Raw genomic sequence first — 19,997 nt, 5'->3', positions numbered from 1 at the left:
GCCGGCATCAGCCCGCAGCTGAAAAGCGTCGATAACACGCTGTTGTTGATCCAGATGGTGGCTGCCCGGATGGGCATCGCCGCGCTGCCGCACTGGGTGGTGGAAAGCTTTGAACGCCAGGGCCTGGTGGTCACCAAAACCCTGGGTGAGGGGTTATGGAGCCGGTTGTACGCGGCCGTTCGCGATGGCGAACAGCGTCAACCGGTCACCGAAGCGTTTATTCGCTCTGCGCGGAACCACGCCTGCGATCATCTGCCGTTTGTCCGGAGTGCGGAGCGACCCAGCGGCGATGGACCCACAGCGAGGCCAGGATCACCAACGCTCCGCTAATAAAGCTCGGCCAGTGCGGCTGCTCCTGCCAGATGGCAAGGTTAACCAGCAGCCCGGCGGGGACATGGACGTTATTCATGATCCCCAGCGTGCCGGCATCCACCTGGGTGGCGCCATAGTTCCACATAAAGTAACCCAGCCCGGAAGCCACCACGCCGAGCCACACCAGCACGCTCCACTGCAGCGTGGTGGTCGGCAGCTTCTGGGCGTTGCCGAGCATAAACCACGCCGCCACCGCCACGATAAAGGCCCCGACATAGAACCAGGCAAAGGCATTGTGCTGCGGCATCGGACGCACCTCCATCAGACGCTTATACCCCACCATACCGATGGCGAAGCAGAGGTTTGACAGCTGTACCAGTAACAGCCCGGTCCAGAAATGATCGCTGACTTTGTCATAGCGGATAATCGCCGCCCCCAGCACCGCCAGCGCGGCACTCAGCAGATAGCCCCAGCGCAGCTTACGTCCGCTGAGCAGGTCGTAGATCAGTGTGATATACAGGGGAGTAAACACGGTAAACAGCAGAAATTCCGAGACCGTCAGATAGAGATAGGCGCGGAAAGCCAGCAGGTACATGATGCCTAGCTGCATCGCGCCCACCAGCATATAGAGCACGATCGTGCGCGGCGACTGGCCGCGCGTGCGCAGGAAAGGCAGGAACACCAGCGCCGCCAGGCCCACGCGCATCAGCACCGAAAAATAGCTGTCGACGCTACCGGCCAGGTATTCGCCAATCAGGCTAAAAGAAAAGGCCCACAGGATAGTGGTGATAATTAACAGCGCCACAATGGTCGTCTCGTTGGATAAAGAACAGGCATTGTAGCGAAGAGTCAGGTTGACGACTGGACACTTATTCGCCAGTCGTCAATCTTTTTCAGTCGAGGTATAGCTTACGCAGGTAGTTCGGGACAGCATCGTCGGCGTTACTGCCGATCACTTCCAGTTCCGGATGCAGATCCTTCAGCCGCTGGTGGGCGTTGGCCATGATGCAGCCTTTGCCAGCCATCGACAGCATCTCAGCGTCGTTCATACCGTCGCCGAAGGCGATGCAATCGGAAAGAGTGTAGCCGAGCATCTTCGCCACCGCCTCCAGCGCATGCCCCTTCGATACCCCACCCGCCATAACTTCCAGGCAGGTTAAGGTGGAGAAGCTGACGTTCACCCGATCGCCCCAGCGGGCGTTCATCGCCTGCTCCAGCGGCAGCAGATGCTCATGATCCTCGCAGGTAAAGAATACTTTGCTGATCCCCTGCGGATCCAGTTCGCCCGGCTCATACAGCTTGTAGTTAAACACCGCCTCCTTGAAGAAGCGCATCTCTTCCGGACGATGGCGGTTCATATACCACTCGTCTTCCCGATAAACGTTAGTGACGATTTTCGGGTCGTTACGCACGATCTCAAACAGGTCGGCGGCAATATCGCGATCGAGGTTATGGGCAAAGATTTGCTGACCATCGCTATCGTGAACGCGGGCGCCGTTAGAGGTGATCATGTACGACCGGATGCCGAGATTATCGCGGATTTGCCCGACGTCGATGTAGTGACGGCCGGTGGCGAAGACGAAATTGATCCCACGGGCGGTAAGCAGCTTCAGCGTCTCTTTGGCATACGGGGTCAGGAAATGATCGGGGGAAAGCAGCGTGCCGTCTAAATCAGACGCAACAACCTGGTACATAAAAAAGTTAACCTCTAAGCAGGGCGACGAGCGTTATCGTCGGATTAAGTATGTCGATTGAAAAACTCGACGATGGCATTGAGCGCGACTGAGCGCATAGCGTCCTTTTCAAAAAGGATCTCATGATATGCCCCTTCAATGACGAGCGGTTTACCGCCCTCACAAGGATGGCCGGCAGCGGCCCGTAATTCGCAATAGCGGTCGTGCATCAGATTATCGACCACCCGCTCCTCCTCCGCCTGTAAAAGCAGCGTCGGGGCGGTATCTTTTTCCACATTCGCCAGCACTTCGTCGCCGGCCAGCATGCCCTCACGCACCCAGTGCCAGGTCGGACCGCCGACCTGCAGCCGCGGCTCATCGGCATAGAAGCGCAGGTTGCGACGATAGCGTTGCCGACTGTGCGTCAGCACGTTAACGGCAAAAGGCAGCGCCCGCCAGCGCCCGGTGCCGATGGCATACTCTTCGCGAATGCGCTGATGGCCCTCAGCCCAGTCGAGAATATGGCGCACCATCCAGTCCGGCAGCCGAATGATAATCCCGAACATCGGCGCGCAGAGCGCTATTGCATCGCAATGCGCCCGGTAACGTTGCAGAAAAAGCGTGGCAATCGCTCCGCCCATAGAATGGGCAAGGATAAACCGTTTTCGCCAGTGTCCGGGAACCACCTGCTGCTGCCAGAGCGCGGCCAGGTCATCAACATAGTCGCTGAAGTTAACCACGTGTCCGCGGTGGGTATCTGAGAGCAGGCGGCCCGAGCGTCCCTGCCCGCGATGGTCAATGATCATCACGTCAAAGCCGCAGTGAAAGAGATCGTAGGCCACTTCAGCATACTTCACGTAGCTTTCAATGCGCCCGGGGCAAATCAACACCAGACGATCGTTATGTTGCGCGCAAAAGCGGACAAAGCGTACCGGTACATCGTCGACGCCTTTAAATTCAGCTTCTTCGCGCTGTCGCCAGAAATCCGTCAGCGGCCCCATGCTAAAGGCCGCAAACGCGTTTTCTCGTGTTTCCCAGTCCTTTTTCTGCCCAAACATCGGGTTTACACCCCTGTTAACCGCTGAAAATCGTTTTTTTACCGTGTATCACACAATGCTGACACAATAGCGTATTGTGGCATAAAAACAGACAATCAGGGAGTTTCTCATGACCATTGAGTGGTGGTTCGCCTACCTGCTGACATCAATTATTCTCAGCCTGTCGCCGGGTTCCGGAGCGATTAATACCATGACCACTTCCATTAACCACGGATACCGCGGCGCGGCGGCGTCGATTGCCGGTTTGCAGACCGGGCTGGCCATTCATATCGTGCTGGTTGGCGTTGGTCTCGGCACTCTCTTCTCCCGCTCGGTGCTGGCCTTTGAGGTGCTAAAATGGGCCGGCGCCGCCTACCTGATCTGGCTGGGTATCCAGCAATGGCGGGCGGCAGGGGCGATCGACCTGAATACGCTGGCGAAGGCGCAGACGCGCGGCAAACTGTTTCAGCGCGCGGTGTTCGTAAATCTCACCAATCCCAAAAGCATTGTTTTTCTGGCCGCCCTGTTTCCGCAGTTTATCCTGCCGCACCAGCCGCAGGTGATGCAATATCTCGTTCTGGGCGTCACCACCATCGTCGTCGATATCATTGTGATGATTGGCTATGCGACCCTGGCGCAGCGCATTTCCGCATGGATCAAAGGGCCAAAGCAGATGAAGGCGTTGAACAAAGTCTTTGGTTCACTGTTTATGCTGGTCGGGGCGCTGCTCGCCTCCGCCCGCCATGCCTGAATCATGGAATCTCGCTCGCAAAGAGAGGTTCGCCAGGTGAACGACGCTTTCTCTCTGCGCGAGCCGGCGCGCAAAGTGGGTAATTAATTTTTTTGCCCGCTGTCGGCGCTGAACCCGCCATGTCAGGATGCCGCCAGATACGTGATTCACGGATGAACGGCAATGGCGGAAACGGCGACCCCTCATGATGCAGTATTTAAAACTTTTCTCTCACGGGTAGAGACGGCGCGCGATTTTATCGAGCTCCACCTGCCTCCGTCGTTAACACAGATCTGCAAACTGGACACCCTGCGTCTGGAATCCGGCAGCTTTCTCGAAGACGATCTCAGACCTTACTACAGCGATATCCTTTATTCGCTGGAAACCACCCGCGGTGCGGGCTATGTCCATGTTCTGATCGAGCACCAGAGCGCACCCGATAAGCTGATGGCCTTTCGCTTAATGCGCTATGCCATCGCCGCCATGCAGCGGCACCTGGAGAGCGGCCATAAAACGCTGCCTCTGGTTATCCCTATTCTCTTCTATCAGGGACGACGCAGCCCCTATCCCTGGTCGATGCGCTGGCTGGATAATTTTGCCGATCCTGAGACCGCCAGCCAGCTGTATAGCGGGGCGTTTCCGCTGGTCGATATCACGGTGATCCCCGACGACGACATCATGCAGCACCGCAGCATGGCAGCCCTGACGCTGGTGCAAAAGCACATCCGCCAGCGCGATATGGCGCAATTGCTGGATAAGTTGACCCAACTCTTAATGCTGGAGCAGATGAGCGGACAACAAATCACCGTATTGGTAAACTATATGGCTCAGGCAGGGGATGCCGAAGATACTCGGACACTCTTGTACGGGCTGGCACAGCGCGTGCCGCAGCATGGAGGATTACTGATGACGCTGGCGGAAACATGGCTTGCAGAAGGTATGGAGAAAGGCGTACAGCAGGGCATAAAAGAAGGTAAACACCAGGCTCTGGTGCAGGTTGCCGAAGCGATGCGCAGTCGCGGTATTGATGACCAGGCGATTATGGAAATGACCGGTCTGTCTGAAGACGAGCTGCAGCGGCTTCGCCACTGATACTTTCCCACCCGGAAACAACCGGGTGGGAAACAGCATGCCGGTTAACGCGAGATAATCAGGTGGATGCCGAAGCCCGCAAACAGCGTACCGGCGATACCGTCGATCCACTTCGCCATCCGCTGATAGCCGCGGCGCATCCCCGGCAGGGCGAACAGGCTGGCAACCACCATAAACCAGGCCAGCGTCTCAACGATAATCAGCAGGAAAATGCCCCAGCGCGCGCCGGCGCCGACGCTGTCACCCACGAACAGCGAAAACACCGAGCCGAAGTAGATAATCGCTTTCGGATTCGCCAGATTGGTCAGCAATCCCTTCACGAAGCTGCGTCCGCTGCGGGCCAGCTCCACCTGCGGCTCCGCCGAGGCCACCTTCTCTTTTTTCAGCGCGCCACGCAGCATCTGGTAGCCCATCCAGCATAGATACAGGCCCCCGCCGACCATTATAATGTTATGCAGCCACGCCATCCGGGCGAGGATCAGGTTCAGGCCGAGCAGCGCCACTCCCGCCCAGACCATGACGCCGCAGGTGATCCCCAGCACACCCATCATCGCCTCTCTGCGCGAGCGGCTGATGGCCGTTTGTGAGACAAAGAAAAAGTCCGGCCCCGGGCTCATCAGCGCAATGATATGCACCAGCGCCACGGTGAGGAAAAGCATCAGCATAGTTAACTCGCAGGAAAATAATGAAGAGAGAAACTATTCTGGCACTTTTTCAGCCAGCTGACTACTCATCGTCGCCATCAACATGCGCCCGGATCAGCGCCATAAACGGCTTCCCGAAACGCTCGAGCTTGCGTGTCCCCACGCCGTTGACGCTGAGCATTTCGCCGGCGGTCAGCGGCGATTGTTCGGCCATCTCGATAAGCGTCGCGTCGTTGAAGACCACATATGGCGGGATGTTCTCTTCGTCGGCGATCGCTTTACGTAATTTGCGCAGCTTGGCGAACAGTTTACGGTCGTAATTGCCGCCAAAGGATTTCTGCATCGCCTTTGGCTTCAGCGCCACGATACGCGGCACGGCGAGCTGCAGCGGCACTTCGCCACGCAGCACCGGTCGCGCGGCTTCGGTCAGCTGCAGCGCGGAGTGCTGGGCGATATTCTGCGTCACCAGCCCAAGGTGGATCAGCTGGCGGATCACGCTCACCCAGTGCTCGTGACTTTGCTCCCGGCCGATACCGTAAACCGGCAGCTTATCGTGGCCCATCTCTCGGATGCGCTGGTTGTTGGCCCCGCGCAGGACCTCCACCACGTAACCCATCCCGAAACGTTGATTGACCCGGTAAATCGTTGAAAGCGCCTTGCGCGCATCCATTAAGCCATCGTACTGCTTTGGCGGGTCAAGACAGATATCGCAGTTGCCGCACGGCTCCTGACGCCCTTCGCCAAAATAGTTCAGCAGCACCAGACGGCGACAGGTCTGCGCTTCGGCAAACGCCCCCATCGCATTCAGCTTATGCCGTTCGATATCCTGTAGCGGCCCGGCGGGTTTTTCTTCCAGACAGCGGCGCAGCCACGCCATATCCGCCGGATCGTAAAACAGCATCGCTTCCGCCGGCAGACCATCACGCCCGGCGCGGCCGGTCTCCTGATAGTAGGATTCAATATTGCGCGGAATATCAAAATGCACCACAAAGCGGACGTTCGGCTTGTTAATGCCCATCCCGAAGGCCACCGTCGCCACCACGATCTGCAGATCGTCGCGCTGGAATTTCTCCTGCACCTCGGCGCGCACGTCGTTTTCCAGACCGGCATGGTAAGCCGCCGCGCTAATACCGCGGCTTTGCAGCCTGGCGGCGGTGTCTTCCACTTTCGAACGGCTGTTGCAGTAGATAATGCCCGATTTGCCGCGCTGATCCTGAACGTAGCGCATCAGCTGGTCGAGCGGCTTGAATTTCTCCATCAGCATATAGCGGATGTTTGGCCGGTCGAAGCTGCTGACCTGAATCAGCGGATCGTTAAGCCCCAGCAGGCGGACGATATCGCGGCGGGTGGTATCATCGGCGGTGGCGGTCAACGCCATAAACGGGATCTGCGGCATCCGCTGACGCAGCTGGCCCAGCGCGGCATATTCCGGACGGAAGTCATGGCCCCACTGCGAGATACAGTGCGCCTCGTCTACCGCCAGCATCGCCAGGTTCCAGTTCGCCAGATGCTCAAGAAAGTTATCCAGCATCAGCCGTTCCGGCGCGATATACAGCAGACGAACCTGCCCGCTGCGGCAGCCGGCCATCACCTCCTGCTGCTGCTCGCGGCTTTGCGTCGAGTTCAGACAAGCCGCCGCCACGCCGTTGGCCAGCAGCTGATCGACCTGGTCCTTCATCAGCGAGATCAGCGGTGAGACCACGACCGTCAGACCGCCCATGACCAGCGCCGGCACCTGATAGCACAGCGACTTGCCGCCACCGGTCGGCATGACCACCAGGCAGTCCCGGCCTTCGAGCGCCGTCTCGATAATCGTTTCCTGGCCAGGACGGAACTGCTGGTAGCCGAAGGTCTCTTGTAAAACCTGCTTAGCCAGCGATTCCTGATTCAATACTTCCGCCTGTGCCACGTTGACCCCATTTGCCTGAAAAGAAAACAGGCGCTATTTTCAGCGCCTGCGAGCCAGAGTGCAACGATTAAAACAGATCGTTGAGCATTAGCCCGACGCCGACGCGCGTTTGGTTAAAGTTATAGTCGATAAGCGACTCGCCATAGCCGCTGTAGATCTGCGTATAGGCGCGAACATGTTTGGTAATGGGATAGCTCACGCCAAGTTCCGCCCCGCCGTAGCCGGTGTTCCAGTTGTATTGCCCCTGCGCGCTGAGGATCGCCTCTCCCAGCTGGTAGCCCACCTTCAGCCGGTAATAGCCCATATATTTGGTGATATCCGGGTTATCATCGGTGTTGCCCACCACATACCAGGGCTTCACTTCCACCAGCCAGTTACCGTTTTGCGCCATCAGGCGGGCATAAAGCCGATTCCAGCTGCGCGAGGTGGGGTCGGAACGCCCATTCGAGTCGTGGTTATACCCCATCTCGATATCGCGCAGCGTCCAGCCGGCAAACTGGTAGTCGGTCGCAAAGCCCAAAAACAGCTGGGGTTCATAATTGGTTTCGCGAAACGGCGCCGACTCTTTGCTGTTAGAGAGCTGCCACCAGGATTTCTGGGTATAGGACGCGCCCAGCAGCGAATTATCGCCCAGGATACCGCGCCACAGCGGGAACGCCAGGCTTAGCTGAAACTTCACTTCATCTTTACGGGCATTTTCGGCCCAGTCATAGCTGCGGATCGCCTCTTTATTGAGGTCGCTGGTCCACGTATAGAGCAGATAGTTGCTCTCATAAGGGTAGAGCAGGAAAGGATTATCATGGTCCTGGAGCAGGTTGGCGATAATGCTGCCGCGCACTGCCGGTTTGTCGTGTACCGACGCGTCCTGCGCCATAACACCGGCCGGTAGCGCGCACAGCGCCACCAGGCAGGCCAAAGAGATACGCATGCTGGTCTCCTGAAAAATAGTTTTTATTTTTGTTTAACCTGAAGCCATTCTACCTGTTTATTAATCACCTGCCCCCTAATCCGCTCCGAAAGTGGAAATCAATATTTTAGAAGCATAAAATCAACATTTTATTAACGAATGGAACCGGTGTTATGTCTGAACTTACTGCCGAAGCAGCCCTGAAACTGGTAGGGGAGATTTTCGTCTATCACATGCCGTTTAACCGCGCCCTCGGTCTCGAACTGGAACGCTACGAAAAAGCGTTTGCCCAGCTTAGCTTTAATAATCAGCCGATGATGGTCGGCAACTGGGCGCAAAGCATTCTGCATGGCGGGGTGATCGCCTCCGCGCTGGACGTTGCCGCTGGCCTGGTCTGCGTCGGCAGTACCCTTACCCGCCATGACACCATCAACGAAGAAGAGTTGCGCCAGCGGCTTTCCCGTATGGGAACCATCGACCTGCGCGTGGACTACCTGCGTCCGGGCCGCGGCGAACGTTTTACCGCCACCAGCACCCTGCTGCGCGCCGGCAATAAAGTGGCGGTTGCCCGCGTGGAACTGCATAACGAAGCTCAGGTCTATATTGCCAGCGCAACGGCCACCTATATGGTGGGTTGATTGGCCAAAATCGAGTAACATCACTCTCTTTGGCAATGGATTTTACCGATGGATGCGAAACAGACGCGGTTGGGGATCATTCTGGCCCTCGCCGCCTACTTTATCTGGGGTATCGCGCCAGCGTACTTCAAACTTATCTACTATGTTCCCGCCGATGAAATTCTGACCCATCGCGTGATCTGGTCTTTCTTCTTCATGGTGGCGCTCATCAGCGTCAGCCGCCAGTGGCCACAGGTGAAAAAGCTGCTGAAAACGCCGCGCAAGATCTTCCTGCTGGCGCTCTCGGCAGTGCTGGTCGGCGGTAACTGGCTGTTGTTCATCTGGGCGGTGAATAACCACCATATGCTGGAAGCCAGCCTCGGCTACTTTATCAACCCGCTGGTGAATATTTTGTTGGGGATGATTTTCCTCGGCGAACGCTTTCGTCGTCTGCAGTGGCTGGCGGTGATCCTCGCCTTTTGCGGCGTGCTGGTCCAGCTGTGGACCTTTGGTTCGCTGCCGATAATCGGTCTTGGGCTGGCTTTCAGTTTTGCCTTTTACGGCCTGGTGCGAAAGAAAATTGCTGTCGATGCGCAAACCGGCATGCTGGTGGAAACGCTGTGGCTGCTGCCGGTGGCGGCAATCTGGTTGTTCGGCATCACCGACAGCCCGACCAGCCATATGGGCGAGAACCCCTGGTCGCTCAATCTGCTGCTGATGGCCGCGGGCGTGGTGACCACCATCCCTTTGCTGTGCTTTACCGGGGCGGCAACGCGTCTGCGGCTCTCCACGCTGGGCTTTTTCCAGTACATCGGCCCAACGCTGATGTTCCTGCTGGCGGTGACGTTCTACGGCGAAGTGCCGGGCAAGGATAAAATGGTGACCTTTGGCTTTATCTGGGTCGCGCTGGCGGTGTTTATCGTCGATGCGCTGTATACCCAGCGCCGGTTGCGCAGAGGCTAAGCCTGCATCAGCCAGTAAAGAAGGGAGCCGACGCTCCCTTTTTTACAACCAGTTTTTGCGCTTGAAGTAGAGATATGGCGCCAGGCCGGCCAGCATCATAAACACGATGGCTCCCGGATAACCAAAGCTCCAGTGTAGTTCGGGCATAAATTCAAAGTTCATCCCGTAACTGGAGGCCACCAGAGTTGGCGGCAGGAATACCACCGAGACCACCGAGAAGATCTTGATGATGCGGTTCTGCTCGATATTGATAAAACCCATCGCCGCCTGCATCAGGAAGTTCACCTTCTGGAACAGCGATTCGTTGTGCGGCAGCAGAGATTCGATATCGCGCAGGATCTCCCGCGCCTGCTCCAGCTGGCCCGCCGGCAGGCGCGCCTTGCGCACGAGGAAGTTCAGCGCGCGCTGGGTATCCATCAGACAGAGTCGCACCTTCCAGCCGATATCTTCCAGTTCCGCCAGCGTCGACAGCGCTTCGTCGTACTCGTCGCCCTGATGGCCTTCCATAATGACGCGGCTCAGCTTTTCCAGGTCGCTGTAGATGTTTTCAATTTCATCCGCCAGCTGCTCGATTTTGGTCTCGAACAGGTCGAGCAGCAGTTCGTAGGCGTTGCCGTCGACCAGCGTCTGGTTACGCACGCGCATACGGTAGAGGCGGAAAGCGGGTAGTTCGCGCTCGCGCAGCGTGAACAGGCGGCCTTCGCGGATGGTAAACGCCACGGTAGAGTTGCCGGCGTGATCGTCGGCATCTTCAAAAAAGAAGAACGAGTGGATGTGTAACCCGTCTTCATCTTCAAAGAAACGCGCGGAGGCTTCGATATCTTCCAGTTCCGGGCGCGTCGCCAGGTTTTGACCCAGTTCCGTCTGCACGCGGCTTCGCTCATCGTCGTCAGGCTCGACCAGATCGACCCACACCGAGCTGGCGAGGTGTTTGATCTCATCGGCTTCCAGGCGCGTTAAACGATTGTTTTCCAGTTGAAATGCGCTCAGCATGACCGGGACTCCCAATGCAAAAAAATTATCGGACAGTTCGGTGGGCACACAGAAACAAATTGGGTTTCAGACCATTAAGCCTGACTCAGCGCGACGGGAATGGGGCAGGTCGCTGACAACCGCTAAGGCTATCAGCATAAGAGGATAGCCTTAGGAGTTGTTCCTGAATGACAGGAAGTTGAGCCAGCATCTACTGGGTGTGTCCAAGGCGAATGTCCTCTTAGCGTAATCGTGCGCGCATGTTACGCCAGCGCAAAATCGGCGTCAACACGCAACGGAACGCGAAAGCGCAAATCAGGCGCCTTAACGTATAAAGGTAGCAGAATATTACAAAATAATGATATTTTTCTTAAAGTTACACTGCCTCCAGCCGGGCGTAAGCCGCCACCAGCCATTTGATTCCCTGGCCCTGAAAAGCCACCTGCAGTCGGCTGTGCTCGCCGCTGCCTTCGAGGTTGACAATAGTGCCTTCGCCAAACTTCGGATGCCGTACGCGCTGGCCTAACTTGTAGCCGGTATCGCTCTCGGCAATCGGCGCGCCCAGTCGCTGATGGTTTACCGGGCGGCTCACCGTGGCTCGCAGACGCACTTCTTCTACGCACTCCTGCGGCAGCTCGCCGATAAAGCGCGACGGGCGGTGATAAACCTCTTTCCCGTACAGACGGCGGGTTTCCGCATAGGTCAGCGTCAGCTTCTGCATGGCGCGCGTTACGCCGACGTAGGCCAGGCGACGCTCCTCCTCCAGGCGGCCGCCTTCATCTAGGGCCATCTGGCTCGGGAACATCCCTTCTTCGACGCCGACGATGAACACCTGCGGGAACTCCAGCCCTTTCGCCGAGTGCAGGGTCATCAGCTGAACCGCGTCCTGCCAGGTGTCCGCCTGCCCCTCGCCCGCTTCCAGCGCGGCGTGGGAGAGAAACGCCTGCAGCGGCATCAGATCTTCATCTTCTTCGTTGTAGCTGAACTGGCGCGTCGCCGTCACCAGCTCCTCTAAGTTTTCAATACGGGTCTGGCCCTTCTCGCCTTTCTCCTGCTCGTACATCGCGCGCAGGCCGGAGTCTTTAATCACCCGATCGGTCTGAACGTGCAGCGGCATATCGGTGGTCTCCTGCGCCAGCGCGTCAATCAGCTCCATAAAGCGCTGCAGGGCGCTGGCGGCGCGACCGGCCAGCGCTTTTTCTTTCAATAGCTCGCGACTGGCCTGCCATAGCGTCAGCTGGCGATCACGCGACGTCTGGCGCACCACGTCCAGCGTGCGGTCGCCAATGCCGCGGGTCGGCGTATTGACTACGCGCTCAAAGGCCGCGTCGTCGTTGCGGTTGGCGATAAGGCGCAGGTAAGAGAGCGCGTCTTTGATTTCCTGACGCTCGAAGAAGCGCATGCCGCCGTAGATACGGTACGGCATACTGGCCTGCAGGAGGGCCTCTTCCAGCACGCGCGACTGGGCGTTACTGCGATAGAGAATGGCGCATTGCTCCAGCGCACCGCCGTTCTCCTGCCAGGTTTTAATTCGGTTCACCACAAAGCGCGCTTCGTCGAGATCGTTGAAGGCGCAGTACAGCGAAATCGGCTCGCCGTCGGCGCCGTCGGTCCACAGCTTTTTGCCCAGGCGCCCGTTGTTGTTTTCAATCAGGGCGTTGGCAGCGCTGAGAATATTGCTGGTCGAGCGATAGTTCTGCTCCAGGCGGATGGTTTCCGCGCCGGGGAAGTCGTTAAGGAAGCGCTGAATGTTCTCGACCTGCGCGCCGCGCCATCCATAGATAGACTGATCGTCATCGCCGACGATCATCACCTTGCCGGTATCGCCCGCCAGCAGGCGGATCCAGGCGTACTGAATGTTGTTGGTATCCTGGAATTCATCGACGAGGATATTGGTGAAGCGCTCGCGGTAGTGCTGCAGGATATGCGGTTTGTTCAGCCACAGCTCGTGGGCGCGCAGCAGCAGCTCGGCGAAGTCCACCAGCCCGGCGCGGTCGCAGGCTTCCTGATAGGCCTGATAGACCTTCTGCCAGGTCTGCTCGACCGGGTTGCCGTAGCTCTGAATATGATGCGGGCGCAGTCCTTCATCTTTCTGGCTGTTGATGTACCACATTGCCTGGCGCGGCGGCCACTGTTTCTCATCGAGGTTCATCGCCTTAATCAGACGCTTCAGCAGACGCAGCTGGTCTTCGCTGTCGAGGATTTGGAAGTCCTGCGGCAGGTTGGCATCCAGATGGTGCGCGCGCAGCAAACGGTGCGCCAGGCCGTGGAAGGTGCCCACCCACATGCCGCCCTGGGTGGTGCCCATCAGCTGGCCGATACGGTGACGCATCTCCGCCGCCGCTTTGTTGGTAAAGGTCACCGCCATAATGGAATACGGGGAACAGTTCTCCACGCTCAGCAGCCAGGCGATACGGTGCACCAGAACGCGCGTCTTACCACTGCCCGCCCCTGCCAGAACCAGCATATTGGTGCGCGAGGCCGCTACGGCTTCACGCTGTTTGTCATTAAGGCTGTCGAGCAGGTAAGAAACGTCCATTGGCACCGCCGGAAGAGAAGGGGTTCCACGAACCCCTGTTAATATATACAGAGTGACTGGTGATTATATCAGCGAGGTCAGAGATGCCAACCGTGAAATTTCAATATGCGGCAGCAGGCGGCTGTCCGCGGTGTGCATCAGGTCCGCGCCTTGCGGTTTGATCCAGCAGGCCTGCATCCCACAGCGAATAGCGCCGGCCACGTCGGTGGTCAGATCATCGCCGACGTGCAGAATCTGCCCGAGCGGCACATTCAGACGCTCCGCCGCAAGGTGGTACATGTCGGCAAACGGCTTGGAGCGGCCATCCGGCCCGGCGCGCAGCACGAAGCGGAAATAGTCGCTCAGACCGAACAGTTCCGGGCGGGCGTTGCCATTGGTAATCGCCACCAGCGGCCACTTCTTCGCCAGCTTCGCCAGCGTATCGTGCGTTTCCTGCGGGACATCGACGCGGCTGCGCCAGTGGGCGAAGTGTTCCATCGCCGCATCGGCCCCCGCTTTCGCCGCTTCGGCGGAGAGCCCGGCATTACGCATACCTAACTCCAGCGCACGGTGGCGCCAGACGGTCACGTCATGATAAATCTCAGGTTCAGCAGCCAGCAGCGTCTGACGCAGCTGATTAAGCTCATGGGCGTCGAACTGGCTGAGCGAAGGATGGTAGCTGCGCACAAAGGCCAGCGACTCGTGCATCGTCCGGTCAATCACCGGGCGGTTATCGTAAAGGGTATCGTCCAGGTCAAACGTCAGCGCGGAAATCTGGCCCAGAGGTCGGTAAAAACGCATTATTTCCCCCGTTTAGCGCGCGGATGCGCGGCATCGTACACCGAGGCAAGGTGTTGAAAATCAAGATGGGTATAGATTTGGGTGGTGGAGAGGTTAGCATGCCCCAGCAGCTCCTGCACGCCGCGCAGATCGCCGCTCGACTCCAGCATATGGGTGGCAAAGGAGTGGCGCAGCTTGTGCGGGTGCACATGGCTGTTCAGCCCCTGCTTAATGCCCCACTCGGCGAATCGCTTCTGTACGTTGCGCGCCGAAATACGTTTGCCCAGCTTCGACAAAAACAGCGCGTCGTCGTCGGTACCGAACAGGCCGCGCAAATCCAGCCAGTGCTCAATCCATGCCACCGCGTTGCGACCGATCGGCAAACGACGCTCCTTGCTGCCTTTGCCCATCACCCAGACCTCACCGCTTTCGAGATCGAGGTGTTTGATATCCAGGTTGACCAGTTCGGACAAACGCAATCCCGCGCCGTACATCACCTCCAGCATCGCCCGATCGCGCACCGCCAGCGGATCGTTGAGATCGATATCCAGCAGTCGATTGACGTCATCGACGTCAATATTTTTTGGCAGGTGGCGGGGAATTTTCGGCGCGGCAATCCCCTTCGCCGGATTGGCGCTGAGCTCGCCCTGACCGACCAGCCAGTCGAAGAAACTGCGCAGCGCCGACAGGCGAAGCGCCAGGCTTGCCGGGCCTAACCCCGCGCGGCGACTACGCACCGCAAAGCTTCGCACCTGAGCGGCATCGCACTGCGACCAGCTTTTCAGGCCCGCCTCATCCGCCAGGGCGATCAGCGCGTCCAGCTGTCGCTGGTAATTCAGTAACGTGATCGGGCTGAGCTGGCGTTCAACGCCAAGATGGCGAAGAAAGCGGGCGACGGCGGAGAAGAGAGGAGAATCGGTCATGCGCGTTCAATCCAGCGCTCCAGCAGGCCGGGCAGCATCTGGGCAATCTCCTGCAACAGCTGCGTCCCCTGCCCTGGCTGATAATGCTGCGCATCGCGGCTGCTGAAGAGCATCACCCCCGGGGCATTATCGCCCCCCAGCAGCGATATCGCCACAGACCCAATGGCCTTCGCCTCCGGCAGCACCACCAGCAGCTCCGGGCCGTTCAGCGGTCCAAGATAGTGGCGCGCCTGGCCCAGACGTTGAATACGGATCGGCTCAAACGCCTGCCGGTTTAATGCCAGATGGGTAAACTTCGAGGGCGCGCCGAGGCGCCAGCAGTCAGGAAACAGGCGCACCGTGGCGCCCGCCAGCCCCAGCTCGCGTGCCCAGCGGTGAAGGCGGTTGAGCATATCGTCAAGGCTCTCCGCCGCCGCCAGCCGCGTTTGCAGCTGCAGCAGGCGCTGGAACAGGCTTTCATTAGCGACCGCCTGCTCCATCAGCAGCGACATATTTTCTTCCAGCACATGAATATGGTTACGCGCCCGCATCATGTGCCACTCCACCAGCGAAATCGTACCGCGTACCGGATGCGGGACGCGGAGATGTTCGACCTGGGCGGCATTACGAATAAAAAATTCAGGATGTTGCAACAGATAGTCCACCACTGCGCGATCGTTCAACGCGCTGGCAACCTCCTGCTGTTCTTCCCCGATTGGTTTCATAAATGAATAAATCCATCATAGACATGGGCCGCCGGGCCGGTCATAAACAGCGGCTGGCCCGGGCCTTTCCAGGCGATATCAAGACGACCGCCGGGTAATTCCACGCGTACCGTTTCCGCCAGCAGCCCCTGCTGGATCCCCACCGCCACCGCGGCGCAGGCGCCGCTGCCGCAGGCCTGGGTTTCCCCCGCGCCGCGTTCGTAGACGCGCAGACGGATATGAGACCGACCGACCACCTGCATAAAGCCGATATTGGCGCGCTCCGGAAAACGCTCATGGCTTTCCATCACCGGGCCGAGAGTTTCCACCGCTGCCGTATCCACATCATCAACCTGGATGACGCAGTGCGGATTTCCCATGGACACCACGCCGCACAATACTGTCTGCTCGGCGGCACGCATGATATAGGTCTTTTCCGCTTTGTTGGCGCGGAACGGCACCTGGGACGGCTCGAAGTTGGGCTCGCCCATGTTCACCCGCACCAGATCGTCTTCCGTTACGCTTAATACCATACGCCCGTTGGCCGTACTCACGCGGATATCACGTTTATTGGTCAGGCCTTTCAGCCGGACGAAGCGGGCAAAACAGCGCGCGCCGTTGCCGCACTGCGACACTTCGCTGCCGTCGGCGTTAAAGATCCGGTAGTGGAAATCCAGATCCGGATCGTAGGGCGGTTCGACGACCAATAGCTGATCGAACCCGACGCCAAGGTGGCGATCCGCCAGGCGGCGAATCAGCTCCGGCGAGAAAAAAACATTCTGCGTTACCGCGTCAACGACCATAAAATCGTTGCCAAGGCCATGCATTTTAGAGAACTGCATCATCTACTCCAGTTGCGCGGAACAGAACGTTATCGTTAGTAATTGACCTGGCTCGGACCACCGGTATCGCCACGATCGTTACGATCCGGCGTTGCGCTCTGAATGCCAGGGTTAACCGGTTTGGTCGGCGGCGGCGCGGTTTTGTCCGCCGGTGGGAAATAGAGAGGCCCTTTCAGACCGCAGCCGGTCAGGCTGAAGATCGCAAACAAAACGGCAAGCGTAGGAAAAACGTTTTTCATTGATAGTTGCCCGTGATTCATTCTTTCTGCTTTCTATCATCGCAGGAGAAGACGTAAAAGCAAGCCTTTAGCATCCGACTGCGCGCGCTTTTGTTTCGCGCTATACTGCGACCCATCTTCAAAAATCAAAAAAGCAGAATCAAATTATGAACGACAGTGAATTCCATCGCCTGGCCGATAGCCTGTGGATGACCATCGAAGAACGTCTGGACGACTGGGACGGCGATAGCGACATCGACTGCGAAATCAACGGCGGCGTGCTGACCATCAGCTTTGAAAACGGCAGCAAAATCATTATTAACCGTCAGGAGCCGCTGCACCAGGTGTGGCTGGCCACCAAACAGGGCGGCTATCACTTCGATCTCAAAGGCGACGAGTGGATCTGCGATCGCAGCGGCGAAACCTTCTGGGATCTGCTGGAGCAGGCGGCGAGCCAGCAGGCCGGTGAGACGGTGAAATTCCGTTAATGACGTGTTTCCCGGATAGCGGCGCATCGCGCCTTATCCGGGCTACCCGACGACTTAGAACCGTAGCCCTGCTAAGCGCAGCGCCAGCAGGGAATATCTGCGGATAGCGGCTCACGCCTTCTCCGGGCCAAATCTACGAGTAGCGCTGCTGCAGCACCGGCGAGGCGGTAACGTCCTGGCTGGTGGGTATCGCGGCGGCAATCGCCTGAGTGCGGAAAGGGATCACCTGGGTGCGCCCGTCTACCTCGACAATCTGATAGAACTGCGGCAGGTTGAAGTTGATAAAGCTGGAGCCGTAGGTGAAACGATCGTGCGATGACGAATAGAAGCGGCTGACGTCGCGCACCAGCTCCTCTTTACTGCCCTCGCAGTGATGATAGACCTCGGCGCGGTTGCTCTCATCAAGAATATAGATGTTAAAACCGCTGTCGTTGTTATCCGCGTCTTCAAAGAAGAACTGAATAATCCCTTCGCTGGCGAAGCCATCCACCACCGCCGGCAGCTTAACGTGATTGGTTTCCACCTGCACCGACAGCCCGTGCAGCTTGTTGTGCGAGATAGCGCCGTAGAACTCAATGGCGTTTTCCAGCTTCTGCACCGAAACGTTAAGCCGCTCGAAGAACAGCCCCCACGTCTGGCCGGAGACGCGCAGCGCTTTGAAGCGCCCGGTATCCTGGCGGGTACTGGAGAGACGCAGTTCGATACATTCGGAGATCATCTGCTGCACGCGGGTGCGGATCAGGCCGCGCAGGTGCTGGCTATAGCAGAACACCTCCACGCTGTCCGGCGGCGCGGCGTCCTGGTGCATTTTGCCGAGGATCGTTTTCAGCGCCTCGATCATCGCCTGTTCGCCGTTAAAGTGCAGCGTACGCACTTCGTTCCACGAGTTGCGATACAGCAGGTCGACGCTGCCGATCAGGCATTTTTGCTCTTCGCCGAAGCTGAAAACATCCAGCTTACGGAAATCGAAGTGCACCACCTGGTTACGGAAGGCCGCGGTTGGGTCATATTCGAGGTTGACGATAATCGCCAGGTGGCGGATTTCGCACGGGCTGTACAGCGCCTTTGGCGTCGGCGCCGGCAGGCGCAGCGGGAAGTGGTGCGACACGTCGGCCACCATCTCCTGCAGCTTCGCCAGATCGACGATGCCGTTGCCCTTAATAAACAGGCGGGTGCGTGAGGTCAGCAGGCCGTTAAACCAGGCCCAGGCCACCAGCTTATTAAGATAACGGTTATATTCCAGCGGCTGATGGCTGATGATCGATTCCATGTCCGGCGCGCGGTTGTACAGATACCAACCGGTACGGTTGGCGCGGCCCGGCGGCACGTGGATAAAGGTCAGGTTCGGTTCCGACAGATCCGGCGAAATTTGCGGGTTTACCAGCGTCACTTTCCCCGGCAGCGCTTCAAAGGCCGCATACAGCTTACGGGTCAGCACGCCAATATCCTGCGGGCTGGCGGAGACGCTAAGGTTATTGCGCCGCGCGAAGCGGATCAGATTACGATAGCTCTGCATCATGGCGTCGAGCAGTTCGTTGTGCGCCTTGCGCACTTCATCGATTTTCCAGTTGGCGCGGTTGTCGAGCATCATCAGACGCTTTTCGTCCCAGCCCCAGGCATTCACCAACTGGCTGACGACTTCGCGACGCCAGCCGACGCAGGCGCGTTCGCGGCTGAGTTTTTCACAAACTTTCAGGTAGAAGCAGCGGCGCACCAGATCGAGGCGGGTTTCATCTTCGATGGCCTGCAGATAGGTGGTCACGCGCTCCAGCATCATGCAGTACGGGTCGAGGCCGAAGGAGACAATCTCCCCGTCGTGCAGACGCTGTTTGATATCTTTCGCTAACAGGCGGTTATTGGGGTATTCCCAGGAGTAGGCTTCCAGCAGCAGCGTTTTCAGCACCGCTTTATAGGGGGAGTCGATACTTTTATACAGCTGCCACAGGCTGGCGCCGAAGTACTCTTCCGCCGACAGCGAACTGAGGCCGCCGAGATCGAGCCATTCGTTAGGCGTCAGCACGCCCTGGGCATACAGCCCCATCACGTAATCATCGTAATGCTCTTCTTCATCGCACGGCACCATATTCCACAGAATACGCTTGCCGGCGAGGCGCACCGCGGTGCGGTAGAACTCATCAAGCAACAGGATATGCTGGGTCGAACCGCAGTCTTCGCCGCCGAGGCTACCGCTTTCGTTATGACGGAAACGGTTTTCGTCGATCAGGAAGAAGCTGACTTCCACGCCGAGCGAGGCAGCCCAGCTCTCAAGCAGGCTGCATTTTCGCTGCAGCAGCTGACGCTCTTCGCTATCCAGCCAGGCCTGGTGACATACCCAGATATCAAGATCGGAAGAGCAGCTCTGGCCGACGGAGGAAGTACTGCCCATCGAGTAGACGCCGGTGATCGGCAGCTCGCCTTTCGGCGGCTCCTGAGTCTGCATACCGCGATGCAGTTCCAGTTCCTCAAGATAGTGGCGTTGGGTTTCATCAGGCGTGTAGAGGCAAATGCCACGGGGAACGTTACCGTCAAGGTAACCCGGCATCAGCGGGTGATGATAATGTAATAACGTTGGCAGTAGACTGTAAACCTGCTGGAAAGCGGGTCCCATGGCAGCAAGCGCGCGATCCACGCGCAATTGGTTGATGGCATCCAGTCTCTGTTTCAGTGTCTCAATATAGAGGTACAAGAC

20 protein-coding genes are annotated in these 19,997 nt (G+C 58.1%); 5 read left to right on the top strand and 15 right to left on the bottom strand.

The genetic code is table 11. The features are described from left to right. Positions 1-217: 217 nt before the first annotated feature. From KPHS_01690 to KPHS_01670, 3 genes are all read right to left on the bottom strand, one after another. Positions 218-1,117 (bottom strand): putative transport protein, encoded by a 900-nt coding sequence (locus KPHS_01690; RefSeq protein ID YP_005224469.1) that lies wholly within the window; start codon positions 1,115-1,117, stop codon positions 218-220. A gap of 88 nt (positions 1,118-1,205) precedes the next feature. Further along, entirely contained in the window at positions 1,206-2,006 is an 801-nt protein-coding gene (locus KPHS_01680; protein ID YP_005224468.1) for a putative sugar phosphatase, read from the bottom strand. Positions 2,007-2,050: 44 nt separating this feature from the next. Beyond that, positions 2,051-3,043 carry a lysophospholipase L2 gene (locus tag KPHS_01670; protein ID YP_005224467.1) on the bottom strand — a complete coding sequence of 331 codons (993 nt, stop codon included), beginning with the start codon at positions 3,041-3,043 and terminating at the stop codon, positions 2,051-2,053. Positions 3,044-3,152: 109 nt separating this feature from the next. Here KPHS_01670 and KPHS_01660 point away from each other — a divergent pair, with 109 nt between their 5' ends. Both KPHS_01660 and KPHS_01650 read left to right on the top strand, forming a co-directional pair. Then, positions 3,153-3,773 carry a homoserine/homoserine lactone efflux protein gene (locus KPHS_01660; RefSeq protein YP_005224466.1) on the top strand — a complete coding sequence of 207 codons (621 nt, stop codon included), beginning with the start codon at positions 3,153-3,155 and terminating at the stop codon, positions 3,771-3,773. Between the two features lie 162 nt (positions 3,774-3,935). After that, positions 3,936-4,844: an ISNCY family transposase gene (locus KPHS_01650; protein ID YP_005224465.1), complete on the top strand. Its 909-nt coding sequence runs from the start codon at positions 3,936-3,938 to the stop codon at positions 4,842-4,844. Between the two features lie 44 nt (positions 4,845-4,888). Here KPHS_01650 and KPHS_01640 read toward each other — a convergent pair whose 3' ends face one another. The 3 genes from KPHS_01640 to KPHS_01620 form a co-directional block, all read right to left on the bottom strand. Beyond that, complete coding sequence (locus KPHS_01640; protein YP_005224464.1) at positions 4,889-5,509, bottom strand: threonine efflux system; 621 nt, start codon at positions 5,507-5,509, stop codon at positions 4,889-4,891. A 61-nt stretch (positions 5,510-5,570) separates the two neighbouring features. Next, entirely contained in the window at positions 5,571-7,397 is a 1,827-nt protein-coding gene (locus KPHS_01630) for an ATP-dependent DNA helicase (RefSeq protein YP_005224463.1), read from the bottom strand. A 67-nt stretch (positions 7,398-7,464) separates the two neighbouring features. Then, positions 7,465-8,325: a phospholipase A gene (locus KPHS_01620; RefSeq protein ID YP_005224462.1), complete on the bottom strand. Its 861-nt coding sequence runs from the start codon at positions 8,323-8,325 to the stop codon at positions 7,465-7,467. Positions 8,326-8,477: 152 nt separating this feature from the next. Between KPHS_01620 and KPHS_01610 the strand changes: the two genes are divergently transcribed. Together KPHS_01610 and KPHS_01600 are read left to right on the top strand one after the other, a co-directional pair. After that, entirely contained in the window at positions 8,478-8,942 is a 465-nt protein-coding gene (locus tag KPHS_01610) for a thioesterase family protein (protein ID YP_005224461.1), read from the top strand. 48 nt (positions 8,943-8,990) lie between these two features. Then, positions 8,991-9,884: a chloramphenicol resistance gene (locus KPHS_01600; protein ID YP_005224460.1), complete on the top strand. Its 894-nt coding sequence runs from the start codon at positions 8,991-8,993 to the stop codon at positions 9,882-9,884. Between the two features lie 42 nt (positions 9,885-9,926). Here the strand turns inward: KPHS_01600 and KPHS_01590 are convergent, their stop codons facing one another. From KPHS_01590 to KPHS_01520, 8 genes are all read right to left on the bottom strand, one after another. Continuing rightward, the gene (locus KPHS_01590) at positions 9,927-10,877 is read right to left on the bottom strand and encodes a magnesium and cobalt transport protein (protein ID YP_005224459.1); all 951 of its coding nucleotides are present in this window, start codon (positions 10,875-10,877) and stop codon (positions 9,927-9,929) included. A 242-nt stretch (positions 10,878-11,119) separates the two neighbouring features. After that, positions 11,120-11,272, bottom strand: coding sequence for a 50S ribosomal protein L15 (locus KPHS_01580; RefSeq protein YP_005224458.1), 153 nt, complete (start codon positions 11,270-11,272; stop codon positions 11,120-11,122). After that, positions 11,233-13,395, bottom strand: a complete 2,163-nt coding sequence (locus tag KPHS_01570; protein YP_005224457.1) for a DNA-dependent helicase II — start codon at positions 13,393-13,395, stop codon at positions 11,233-11,235. Before KPHS_01570 ends, KPHS_01580 begins: the two co-directional genes overlap by 40 nt. A 63-nt stretch (positions 13,396-13,458) precedes the next feature. After that, the gene (locus KPHS_01560) at positions 13,459-14,175 is read right to left on the bottom strand and encodes a flavin mononucleotide phosphatase (protein ID YP_005224456.1); all 717 of its coding nucleotides are present in this window, start codon (positions 14,173-14,175) and stop codon (positions 13,459-13,461) included. Further along, positions 14,175-15,077: a tyrosine recombinase gene (locus KPHS_01550; protein YP_005224455.1), complete on the bottom strand. Its 903-nt coding sequence runs from the start codon at positions 15,075-15,077 to the stop codon at positions 14,175-14,177. Before KPHS_01550 ends, KPHS_01560 begins: the two co-directional genes overlap by 1 nt. Beyond that, entirely contained in the window at positions 15,074-15,781 is a 708-nt protein-coding gene (locus KPHS_01540; RefSeq protein ID YP_005224454.1) for a DUF484 domain-containing protein, read from the bottom strand. Before KPHS_01540 ends, KPHS_01550 begins: the two co-directional genes overlap by 4 nt. Further along, positions 15,778-16,602, bottom strand: a complete 825-nt coding sequence (locus tag KPHS_01530) for a diaminopimelate epimerase (RefSeq protein YP_005224453.1) — start codon at positions 16,600-16,602, stop codon at positions 15,778-15,780. The genes KPHS_01540 and KPHS_01530 overlap by 4 nt, the downstream gene beginning before the upstream one ends. 35 nt (positions 16,603-16,637) lie before the next feature. After that, positions 16,638-16,841: a lipoprotein gene (locus tag KPHS_01520; RefSeq protein YP_005224452.1), complete on the bottom strand. Its 204-nt coding sequence runs from the start codon at positions 16,839-16,841 to the stop codon at positions 16,638-16,640. A 146-nt stretch (positions 16,842-16,987) separates the two neighbouring features. Here KPHS_01520 and KPHS_01510 point away from each other — a divergent pair, with 146 nt between their 5' ends. After that, on the top strand, positions 16,988-17,308 hold the full coding sequence (locus tag KPHS_01510) for a frataxin-like protein (protein ID YP_005224451.1): 321 nt from the start codon (positions 16,988-16,990) through the stop codon (positions 17,306-17,308). 133 nt (positions 17,309-17,441) lie between these two features. Here KPHS_01510 and KPHS_01500 read toward each other — a convergent pair whose 3' ends face one another. Next, positions 17,442-19,994, bottom strand: a complete 2,553-nt coding sequence (locus KPHS_01500; protein ID YP_005224450.1) for a putative adenylate cyclase — start codon at positions 19,992-19,994, stop codon at positions 17,442-17,444. Positions 19,995-19,997 lie beyond the last annotated feature (3 nt).

Source organism: Klebsiella pneumoniae subsp. pneumoniae HS11286 (genome assembly GCF_000240185.1).
Lineage (GTDB): Bacteria > Pseudomonadota > Gammaproteobacteria > Enterobacterales > Enterobacteriaceae > Klebsiella > Klebsiella pneumoniae.
The sequence above is the reverse complement of the archived record's forward strand: the minus strand, read 5'-3'. Positions and strand labels throughout refer to the sequence as shown.